Origin of the sequence: Pseudomonas sp. GM84, assembly GCF_000282535.1 — a bacterium.
Classification (GTDB): Bacteria; Pseudomonadota; Gammaproteobacteria; order Pseudomonadales; family Pseudomonadaceae; genus Aquipseudomonas.
The window spans coordinates 1-10,633 of record NZ_AKJC01000192.1 but is presented as its reverse complement, the minus strand read 5'-3'; the positions used below and the strand labels follow the sequence as shown (position 1 = coordinate 10,633).

Here is a 10,633-nt window from a genome sequence, read left to right as displayed (position 1 = left end):
GGCTTGCCGGCGACAGGGCCGGTACAGGCAACACAAGCCTCGGGCCCTGATCCGGATCAAAACACCATATGCTGTGCCGCCAAAAAAAAAGCACACAAGATATAGGATCAACTCTCATTTAGAGCTAGACTCTCACCTCAGGAAAACGACAGACATCAGGTGAACGGAAGCACACAACGCAGGTCGAAAAATTACCGTCGCCCGACCGCCGCAGCGCCCCGATCCACCCTGAATTCCGGTATACTTCGCCCCCCCAAAAAGGGTTGAGCTAATGATCGACTGCGAGACGCAAGCGCCGCTTGCCCAGACCGCATGTTTTATCGTGGCCGTACAGCTTTCCGGCGCCTTGGCCCCTCGTTCGAGGAAAGGACAAGCGCTGACACAGACAATTTCAAACGTGACGAGAGCCCGCTCTCACTGCCTGCCGTAACGCCTGATGGCCTTGCGTAGTACCGGCATCACCTAAATATCCAACCGGTTGCTACAAGCAACCCTCAAGCAGGAGCCAATGACCATGCTGAGCTGGGACGAATTCGACAAGGAAGACGGCGAAGTAGCCGCCAAAGGCAACACCCCTGCGCAGGCCAACGCCGCTGCCACCCTCGACAAGCTCGACAGCGCCGGCGGTGCCGCCGCCCTGGAAGCCCGTGCAGCCACCGCTTCTGACTCCGAAGCCGTGAAACGTGCCAAGGCCGCCCTCGACGCCCTCGACATCGCCGAAGGCCTGGCCGAGCTGGAAGGCTCTTCGGCCCGCGTCGCCGTTGACGAAAAGCGCATGATCAACTGCCGCGCCGACCTCAACCAGCTGGTGCCGTTCAAGTACGACTGGGCCTGGCAGAAGTACCTCGACGGCTGTGCCAACCACTGGATGCCGCAAGAAGTCAACATGACCGCCGACATCGCCCTGTGGAAGAGCATGGACGGCCTGACCGAAGACGAGCGCCGCATCGTCATGCGCAACCTCGGCTTCTTCTCCACCGCCGACTCGCTGGTTGCCAACAACCTGGCCCTGGCCGTGTACCGCCTGATCACCAACCCCGAGTGCCGCCAGTACATCCTGCGCCAGGCCTTCGAAGAGGCGATCCACACCCACGCCTACCAGTACTGCATCGAGTCGCTGGGCATGGATGAAGGCGAGATCTTCAACATGTACCACGAGATCCCGTCGGTCGCTAAGAAAGCCGCCTGGGGCCTGAAGTACACCCGCGCCATCTCCGATCCGGAATTCAACACCGGCACCGTCGAGACCGACAAAGAGCTGCTGCGCAACCTGATCGCCTACTACTGCGTCCTGGAAGGCATCTTCTTCTACTGCGGCTTCACCCAGATCCTGTCCATGGGCCGCCGCAACAAGATGACCGGCGTGGCCGAGCAGTTCCAGTACATCCTGCGTGACGAGTCGATGCACCTGAACTTCGGTATCGACGTGATCAACCAGATCAAGATCGAGAACCCGCACCTGTGGGACGCGGCGATGAAGGAAGAAGCGACCCAGATGATCCTGCAAGGGACTCAGCTGGAGATCGAATACGCACGTGACACCATGCCACGCGGCGTACTGGGCATGAACGCGGCGATGATGGAGGATTACCTGAAGTTCATCGCCAACCGTCGCCTGACTCAGATTGGTCTGAAGGAAGAGTACCCGGGGACTACCAACCCGTTCCCTTGGATGAGCGAGATCATGGACTTGAAGAAAGAGAAGAACTTCTTCGAGACGCGCGTGATCGAGTATCAGACGGGTGGTGCGCTGAGCTGGGATTGATTATCCGGGCTTATCCATCGAGAAGGCTGCCAAATTGGCAGCCTTTTTTATTGGCGGACGAAAAGCTCAAAACAGGAAACCTCCTACAGAATCGGGCATTGTTTGGTCTTAAGGCATCACCGATAACGTATCCAGGCGCTTAAGAACGCTCACGCAGCGGAATCCCGTTCCCGTCAGAAACGGCTCTCCCCTATCAGGATTGCCAGCATGGACAGTTTATATACCCCTACCCTCTTTACTCGCCAAAACCGCCCTCTGCACACCCTCTGGCTCGAAGCCAAAGCCTGGTTCTGCGCCCACGAGCTCGGACGGATGACGGGTCGCTTCTCCGACGAACACTGCATCCGGCAGGCTGACGGGGCGGAAGATGTGCCGCGATTGGGACAGATGTGCTGGCCCGGCGGGCGGACGGCGACATTGCTGTATTGGCAGAGTGAGCCTTGGGTCAGGATGCGGGATATGCCGGTGGTGATGGCTGGGGAGATGGCTGAGCCTGGGGCGCTGGTGAAGCGAAAGATGAGCTGGCGGGAGTGTGCGCAGCGGGCGTTGCGGATGCATGGGATGTAGTGAACGGCGCTGGCTGCGCCGGCGCCCGTCCGGAAAACCGGCTCTTTCACAGGTACTACATTGAACCTGAATTTAGCGGGGAAACTGTGGGAGCCGGCTTGCCGGCGATTGGGCTCGAACAGACTATTCAAGGCGACAACCTTTTGCCTGTTCCGGCCTCATCGCCGGCAAGCCGGCTCACACAAGGGACGCGCAAGGACTTTGGATTTTGAGCAAGACTGTTGTTTTCACAAGATATGCGCCGTGCATGCCATTCTTGTTCACTCCAGACTTTCAGTGCACGCGAATCAAATGCGTGACTATAGGTCATCCAGCTTTACCTTTACGCGGTGAGGGGCGGCCAGTCGCTCGCTCAGCGTTGCGATCAGGTTTTCGTCTTCTTCGGTCATCATGACCGGCTGGAAAGGCAGCTTGCCGCGCTCAGCCACATATTGCAGCGCTAGGCGCATGAATTCGGAGGGAGTGACGCCCAGCCGCTCCAACTCCCGATAGGCGCGAGCCTTGAGTTCATCAGCGATACGAACATTGATGGATGCCATGGCCCCCTCCAGGTAAAGACATTCGTAATTACATTGCGCCGGTAGCCGCTATAGCGCTAGCGCTTCTGTCTCTGTACTGGAAGTTAGGGGCCGCTACGCGGCCCCTTGCGCCTGCGATCACGCGCCGACGGCGTTGTCGGCCTGTACCTGCGGGGTCTCCAGCAAGTTATGCAGCGTGTTGAGGAACAGGTCGAAGCTGATGATGCCGGTGCCCACGGTCGACAGCAGGGTCTGTCCGCTTTCGTCCTTGATCACCACCAGCTCGGTCCACTGGTTGAGGTCCACGCCGCGCAAGCTCTGCAAGGACACCTTGCGACCATCGATGTCGAGGCTGTCGCGAGTGACGGTCAGGGGCTTGGTGCTGATGTCGAAGAAGTCGCCGCGGATGCGCTTGCCCCACACCTGGGTCGTGTCGAGGTAGTTGAACTGAACCGCACCACCGTTCTCCAGGGTGGTGAATACCACTGGCAGGCGTTCTTCCAGGTGTTGGTCGCGCACTTGCTCCATGAAGGCGAACAGGCCCTTGAGGTGCGGGTTGACGCGGCGGAAGGGCTCGCTGGCATTGCGGCGGTAGGCCAGGTTGTTGGTGAGGCCAGCAAAGGCAGTCTGGCCAGAAGCGAACAGGTAGAGGTCGTTCATTTCGGCAAAGGGGACGTAGTCACGCTGGCTGCCGATGATCTGGCAGATGCCCTTTTCGTAGACCTCGTAACGAGCGGTGCGCAACTTTTTTTGCCACGGGACCAACGCGAACATGATCAGGCCGAGAACGACGAGCAAGCCGATAGTGAACGTGAAGATATGTTTGGGGCCGTTGAACTGCGCGGTGCTGGCGACGCTCAGGTAGCCGACGAAGGCGGCCAGGGCGATGAAGATGCTACCGAGCAGAAGCAGGCAGATGATCAGCGCTTTGCCGTAGCCGTAGGTACCGAGCAGCTTTCCGGTGGACGTGGCTGGGGTGGGTTGCATGGTGGAGCCTCCTTGCTTGGGGAATGAAACGTCAATGTTTCTGATGGCAATGGGACATGTGTTGGTATCAATGGTTCCGGGGGTGATTGCGGGTTGGGGCTGTATTGCGGCCCATCGCGGGTAAACCCGCTCCTACAGATAAAACACCGCTCCCACAGAATAAGGGTCAGATTCAGTCCAGCTGATGGCCGCGCAGCTGCTCTACCAGCATGTCGACGAACGCGCGCACCTTGGCCGAGCCGTACTTGCTCTCCCGGTGCATCACGTGAATCGGCCAGGGCGCTTCTTCATACTCGGCGAGGATCACCTGCAGCTGCCCGCTGGCGAGCTCGTCGACCACCTGATAAGACAGCAGGCGAGCAATCCCCAAGCCACCCACGGCCGCCGCGATCGCGCCGTCGTTGCTGGTCACCGTCAGCCTCGGCTGCATGCGCACCAGGGTCGGTTGGTCGGTCACGCCGAAGCGCCAACCCGCCCGGGGCGACAGGTTGGTGGTGGCGATCACCGCATGTTCCGGCAAGTCCGACGGGTGCTGCGGCACGCCATGGCGCTCCAGGTACTGCGGGGATGCACAGAGCATGCGCCGCACCTTGCCCACGCGCAGGGCCTTGAGGCCGGAATCGGGCAAGGGGCCTATGCGTACGGCCACGTCCATGCCCTCCTCCACCATGTTGACGATGCGGTCGAGGAAGTAGGCCGACACGTCCACCTCGGGGTACTGCTGCAGGTAGCGCACGATGCACGGCATGACGAACTTCTTGCCGAACAGGATCGGGGCGGTCACTGCCAGCTCGCCCTTGGGCGTGGCGTTGATGCCGGCGGCGGCTTCGTTGGCCTCGTTGATGCTGGCGAGGATGTGTCGGACGTCTTCCAGATAGCGGTTGCCCGCCTCGGTCAGGCGCACGCTGCGGGTGGTGCGCAGCAGCAGCTTGACGCCAAGCTGATCTTCGAGGGCGCTGACGGCACGGGTGACGGCGGCGGGGGAGATATCAAGGCGACGGGCGGCGGCGGCGAAGCTTTCTAGCTCGCCTACGGCGATGAACACCTTCATCAGGTGGATGTGGTCCATGCCGGCTCCTGGGCATCGTGGGTGGTCGGATTATCGGTTATCTGGGGATATTGTGCTGACTGGACAGGCCCTATCGCCGGCAAGCCGGCTCCCACAGGTACCCCATCGGGCCTGAGAGCAGTGGCATACCTGTGGGAGCCGGCTTGCCGGCGATAGGGCCGCACAGACAACATCAAAGCTCCAGCACCAGCGCCTGCGCGCCCTCCTCCAGCTTGGCAGGCACGGCACAGCAAATCAGCACCGTACCGTTCTCCGGCAGCTCGGCTGGCGGGTTTGGGTAATGCACTTGCCCGCTCACCAGCTTGGTCTTGCAGGTGCCGCATGAGCCGCCTCGGCAACTGAAATCCGGCGATAGCCCGCGCGCCTCGGCCAACTCCAGCAAGGTACCGCTGGAAGGAGCCCAACGGGCTTCCTTGGCCGAACTGGCAAAGTACACCGGCACTGGCTCGCTGGCGGCGGGCGGCTGTTGCAGCACCGGCTTGTTGTCGTCGCCATGGCGCCTGAGCGTCGACGGGCCGAAGGCCTCAGCATGGATACGGGCATCTGGCACATGCACTGCGCGCAAACCTTCGTAGAGCTCTTGGGTGAAGCTCGCCGGTCCACACAGGTAGAAGTCGTGATCGTCCAGGGGCAGCGCTGCCTTGACCTGTGTGATGCCGAGGCGACCAGCGTGCTCATAGTCTCGCCCAGGCACCGCTTCTGCCTCCGGTTGGCTCAGTGCCCGGTGCACGCTCAAGAGGGCACCTGCTTGCTGTCGCAACTCGGCCAGTTCGTGCTGGAAGGGTAATTCGGCAAGGCTACGGGCACCTTGGAACAGGTGAATACGCCGCCCCTTCTGTCTGGCCAGCTGTTCACGCAGCATGGCCATCAGCGGGGTAATGCCTACACCCGCTCCAATCAGCACCAGGGGCCGGTCACTGTCGTCCTCCAGGGTGAAGCTGCCCATGGGCAGGCGCACCTGCAACGGGTCACCGACAGCGAGCCGTTCATGCAAGTAACGCGATGCGGGGCCTTGGGCCTTGACGCTGATGCGCAGGTGGCCATCGGACGGTGCGCTGGACAAGCTGTAGGTTCGAATCAGCGGAGCATGGCCCGCCAGGGCAATACGTACCGGAATATGCTGACCCGGGGCGAAGGCCACCGGTCCATCAGCGGCAAGGTAGAAGGAACGAATATCGCGGCTTTCCTGCTCCACCCGCTGCACCCGCCACGTCAGCCATTGGCGTTGCCGCTCGTGCTGCTGCAGGCGTTGCTCGGCTTCGGCCCAGGTGCCGGTCATCAAGCTGGTCGGTGCGTATTCCTGGAAGGCCCAGCGCAAGGAAATGGCAGCCCGGCGCAGCACCACGTGCTCGACCGTCAGCGTCCACAGCCGCTCGGCGCCTTCGAAGGCCTTGATCGTCGGGCTGTCGAGGATCACTTCGGTGCGCCCGGTCAGTTGCAGCACGTTGCCGTTGCTGAAGTCGACGAACAACAGCCCCGCCTGCGGGTTTTCCAGCAGGTTGCCGAGGGTATTGAAGTGCAGGTTGCCGGCGTAGTCGGGGATGGTCAGGCGATTACCTTCGACTTTGACGAACCCTGGGCGCCCCCCGCGATGGGAGACATCCACGGCGCGATGGCCGTCCGGGTGATCGATATAGCTGGCGACGAAGAAGGTGTCGGCGTTCTCGATCATCGCCACCACCTGTGCATCCAGTACGGTTGAATCCAGCCGCTCCTGCGCCGGCTCATCCACACGGCGGTAGGCGCGCATCTGGATGTACTGCGGGCAGTTGCCGAACGACTGCTCCACCGCAACCGCCAGTTGGCCGCTGGAGGCGCGGTGAATCAGGCCGTTCATGCGGTTGCGCCGGCGAGTGTGCAGCTCGATGCCGAGCAGGCCGATGGCCTCGCCTGCCGCCAAGCCCGGGGTTGCCGGGTCGTCGCTGGCGGGCTGGGTATCGATCAGCAATTGCCGTGGGTCGGGTGAGCGGATGAACCCTTCCGAACCCTCCAGCAGCGTCGCCCAGGGCTTGCCGTCAGCATCCACAGCGCCCACGACGAGGAACGGCAGTTGATGGTAGAAGGTGCGGTGCTGGTCGGGCATGTAGTCACGAATGACCTTCTGCCCGAACGCCTCCATGCGCTGCGCTACTCCCACCTGCTCCTGCAGGCGTTTCTCACCGGCGTGCCAAGGTGAGCCGTGTTGGTCAGGGCGTTGCGACATGGCGGCATTCCTCGCGTTATCCGCGGATCACACGGTGGTTTGCAAGCCCACGACGGTGCGCGGCATGGCGACGAAACCGGGCAGTGCCTCGATCCGAGCCAGCCAGGCACGCACATGCGGGTACGGCTCCAGCGAGACATTGCCCTCTGGGGCGTGGGCGATGTACGAGTAGTTGGCGACATCGGCGATGGTCGCTTCGTTGCCCACCAGGAACGGTGTCTTGGCCAGTTCGGCATCCATGACTTTGAGCAGGGTGTGGGCCCGGCCAATCACTTCGTCCGTGTTGAACGAGGCACCGAACACCGTGACCAGGCGAGCGGCGGCAGGGCCAAAGGCGACGGGCCCGGCGGCGACCGACAGCCAGCGTTGCACACGCGCGGCAGCGACCGGGTCGTGGGGCAGCCAGCGGCCTTGCTTGTCGTAGGTGCTGGCCAGGTAGACCAGGATGGCGTTGGAGTCGGCGATGACGGTGCCGTTGTCATCGATCACTGGCACTTGGCCGAACGGGTTGAGTGCGAGGAATTCCGGCTGCTTGTGGGCGCCTTTGGCCAGGTCGACGAAGACCAGTTCGGCAGGCAGGTTCAGCAGGGAGAGCATCAGCTCGATGCGGTGGGCATGGCCGGACTTGGGGAAGTTGTAGAGTTTGATCACGGTGAAGGCTCCAGGGTCGGCACCGGCGTGGTGCGGCTGGAGCTCATGCTGCGCTGAATCGGCGGACAACAGAATCAGTGCCGTGGGGAAACCATAATTTCGCCATGCGAAATAATCAGGGGTAACGGCTACGGCACTGACGGTTCAGCTCAATGGCGCTGCTGTCGCTGGTAGCGATACAAGCCCTTGGCTGCCGCGACCACGTGCGGCACACAGGCCTGCAGCTCGCTGAAGCTCATGGCATCGAGCACTTCGAAATTGTCTTCCAGACCATGCAGCGAGATGGCTTTGAGCAGCGCATCCTGTTCGGCTGGCAGCTCGCCCCAGCCGGCGACCTGAGTGCCGCGCATATAGCCGAAGCACCACTCCTCCATGATGATCGCCGTACCTTCCTCGGCTTCGCTTTCTTCGAACACGGGCTCGAAGCCTTCTAGGTCATCCGCCAACTGCTCAGCCACTTGATGGGCGTAGCGCAGCATCAGGGCCGTGTAGGCTTCTTCGTGGGCGGGTTTCTTGAATTTTGGGACCTTGCCGCCTGCCACTGCTGGCAGCCATTGCTCGGGTATGACCTGAGTCGGGGAACTGGCCAGGGCAGTGAAGAAGCCGTTGAGTTCGGCCAGGTTGAGCACTGAATAGTCGTTGCCGTAGGTAATCAGCAGGTCTTCGAGGCGGTCGAGTTCTTTTTCGCTGAGCGCGGGGAGCATGTATGGGCGTCCTGGGGTGGCGTTTTGCGTGCACCCTAGCACATGGGGATCGGTGGGGAGGGATTGTCTTGCTTAGAAAAAGCAATCGCCGGCAAGCCGGCTCCCACAGGTACCCCACTGTATTCAGAACCAGTGGTGGACCCTGTGGCAGCCGGCTTGCCGGCGATTTGGCCTTCAGCTATTACACCGCCAGCGCGCGCTCACGCAGCTCGCTATTGAGGATGTGGTCGTTCTCGCTGTAGTCGACCGGGCAGTCGATCACGTGCACGCCTGGGGTCTTGATGCAGTGCTCGAGCAGCGGCAGCAAGCCTTCTGCGCTTTCCACACGGTGGCCATTGGCACCGTAGGCTTCGGCGTACTTGACGAAGTCCGGGTTGCCGTAGTCCAGGCCGAAATCGGTGAAGCCCATGTTGGCCTGCTTCCAGCGGATCATGCCGTAGCCGTCGTCACGCAGGATCACTACGGTGATGTGCATGCCCAGACGTACCGCGGTTTCCAGCTCCTGGCTGTTCATCATGAAGCCGCCGTCACCGCACACCGAAATCACCGGACGATCCGGGTACACCAGGTGCGCCGCCATGGCCGATGGCAAGCCGGCGCCCATGGTCGCCAGAGCGTTGTCCAGCAGCACGGTGTTGGGCTTGTGGGCCTTGTAGTTGCGGGCGAACCAGATCTTGTAGATGCCGTTGTCCAGGGCCACGATGCCTTCGGACGGCAGGGCACGGCGCACGTCGGCGACCAGGCGCTGTGGGTAGACCGGGAAGCGGTCGTCGTCCTTGCCTTCGGCGATCTGCGCTTCGTTGGCCTCGCGGATGGCCATCAGGCGAGTGAAGTCCCAATGCGAGGTGTCGCCCAGGCCTTCGCCGATCTGCCAGACGGCGTTGGCGATGTCGCCGATCACTTCGATCTGCGGGAAGTACACGGCATCGACTTCGGCGGAGCGGAAGTTGATGTGAATGACTTCGGTGCCACCACGGACCATGAAGAATGGCGGCTTCTCGATCACGTCGTGGCCGATGTTGACGATCAGGTCGGCGGCTTCGACGGCACGGTGGACGAAGTCACCGGACGACAGCGCAGCGTTGCCCAGGAAGCGCGGGCTGCGTTCATCGACCACGCCCTTGCCGAGCTGGGTGGTGACGAACGGGATACCGGTCTGGTCGATCAACTGCTTGAGGACCTTGGCGGTCATCTTGCGGTTGGCACCGGCACCGATCACCAGGATCGGGCTGCGGGCGTTGCGCAGTTTTTCGATGGCGGCTTCGATGGCCACATGCTCGGCCAGCGGACGACGGTGCAGGCTCGGCGGAATCGGCATGGCGTCGGTCTGCTCGGCGGCGATGTCTTCCGGCAGCTCCAGGTGCACTGCGCCCGGCTTTTCTTCTTCAGCCAGACGGAAGGCTTCACGCATACGCGACGGAATGTTGTCGGCCGAGGCGAACTGGTGGGTGTACTTGGTGATGGGGTCCATCATGCCGCACACGTCGATGATCTGGAAGCGGCCCTGCTTGGACTTCTTGATCGGCTTCTGGCCGGTAATCATCATCATCGGCATGCCGCCCAGGTAGGCGTATGCACTGGCGGTTACCAGGTTGGTCGCACCTGGGCCGAGGGTCGACAGGCTGACGCCGGTCTTGCCGGTCAAACGGCCATAGGTGGCGGCCATGAAACCTGCGGACTGCTCGTGGCGGGTCAGTACCAGCTTGATCTTCGACTTGCGCAGGGATTCCAGCAGGTCGAGGTTTTCCTCACCAGGAATGCCGAACACATACTCGACACCTTCGTTTTCCAGGCATTGCACAACGACATCGGCGGCCTTGGCCATCTTGCTTGTAACCTCAGTTGTATAGGACGGTGGAGGTCCAGAAATGCGCAGCACGGTACGCTGGCATCGCTCTGTCCGGGCGCGAGGATGCCCCGAACCTAAGCCTTGACGCAGACCAGGCAGGGAAAAGTCACGTTAACGAACAGGATTAATTGTCGCACCGTTTAGTGCATTTGAAGAGGTAGCAGACGGACAAAACATTTTTGATTACGAAGGTAAAGATGCCGAAAAGACAAAACCCCTACCTGCTCGCGCAGATAGGGGTTTTGCGAAATGAATCTTGACGATGACCTACTCTCACATGGGGAAACCCCACACTACCATCGGCGATGCATCGTTTCACT

The 10,633-nt window shown here is 61.5% G+C and carries 9 protein-coding genes; 2 read left to right on the top strand and 7 right to left on the bottom strand.

The features are described from left to right. Positions 1 to 514: 514 nt before the first annotated feature. Complete coding sequence (locus PMI38_RS16145; RefSeq protein ID WP_008095962.1) at positions 515 to 1,765, top strand: ribonucleotide-diphosphate reductase subunit beta; 1,251 nt, start codon at positions 515 to 517, stop codon at positions 1,763 to 1,765. Between the two features lie 207 nt (positions 1,766 to 1,972). Next, on the top strand, positions 1,973 to 2,332 hold the full coding sequence (locus PMI38_RS16140; RefSeq protein WP_008095960.1) for a hypothetical protein: 360 nt from the start codon (positions 1,973 to 1,975) through the stop codon (positions 2,330 to 2,332). 299 nt (positions 2,333 to 2,631) lie between these two features. On the opposite strand, the gene PMI38_RS16135 is transcribed toward PMI38_RS16140, so the two are convergent. From PMI38_RS16135 to PMI38_RS16105, 7 genes are all read right to left on the bottom strand, one after another. Continuing rightward, positions 2,632 to 2,871, bottom strand: a complete 240-nt coding sequence (locus PMI38_RS16135; protein ID WP_008095958.1) for a type II toxin-antitoxin system RelB/DinJ family antitoxin — start codon at positions 2,869 to 2,871, stop codon at positions 2,632 to 2,634. Positions 2,872 to 2,988: 117 nt separating this feature from the next. After that, the gene (locus PMI38_RS16130; RefSeq protein WP_008095957.1) at positions 2,989 to 3,837 is read right to left on the bottom strand and encodes a hypothetical protein; all 849 of its coding nucleotides are present in this window, start codon (positions 3,835 to 3,837) and stop codon (positions 2,989 to 2,991) included. Between the two features lie 172 nt (positions 3,838 to 4,009). Beyond that, positions 4,010 to 4,906, bottom strand: coding sequence for a LysR family transcriptional regulator (locus PMI38_RS16125; protein WP_008095954.1), 897 nt, complete (start codon positions 4,904 to 4,906; stop codon positions 4,010 to 4,012). 172 nt (positions 4,907 to 5,078) lie between these two features. After that, positions 5,079 to 7,109 (bottom strand): pyridoxamine 5'-phosphate oxidase family protein, encoded by a 2,031-nt coding sequence (locus tag PMI38_RS16120; RefSeq protein ID WP_008095953.1) that lies wholly within the window; start codon positions 7,107 to 7,109, stop codon positions 5,079 to 5,081. A 27-nt stretch (positions 7,110 to 7,136) separates the two neighbouring features. Then, positions 7,137 to 7,760 carry a glutathione S-transferase family protein gene (locus PMI38_RS16115; RefSeq protein WP_008095951.1) on the bottom strand — a complete coding sequence of 208 codons (624 nt, stop codon included), beginning with the start codon at positions 7,758 to 7,760 and terminating at the stop codon, positions 7,137 to 7,139. 149 nt (positions 7,761 to 7,909) lie between these two features. After that, positions 7,910 to 8,464, bottom strand: coding sequence for a UPF0149 family protein (locus PMI38_RS16110; protein ID WP_008095948.1), 555 nt, complete (start codon positions 8,462 to 8,464; stop codon positions 7,910 to 7,912). Positions 8,465 to 8,645: 181 nt separating this feature from the next. Beyond that, a complete protein-coding gene (locus PMI38_RS16105) occupies positions 8,646 to 10,289 on the bottom strand; it encodes an acetolactate synthase large subunit (RefSeq protein WP_008095946.1) in 1,644 nt (547 codons plus the stop codon). Positions 10,290 to 10,633 lie beyond the last annotated feature (344 nt).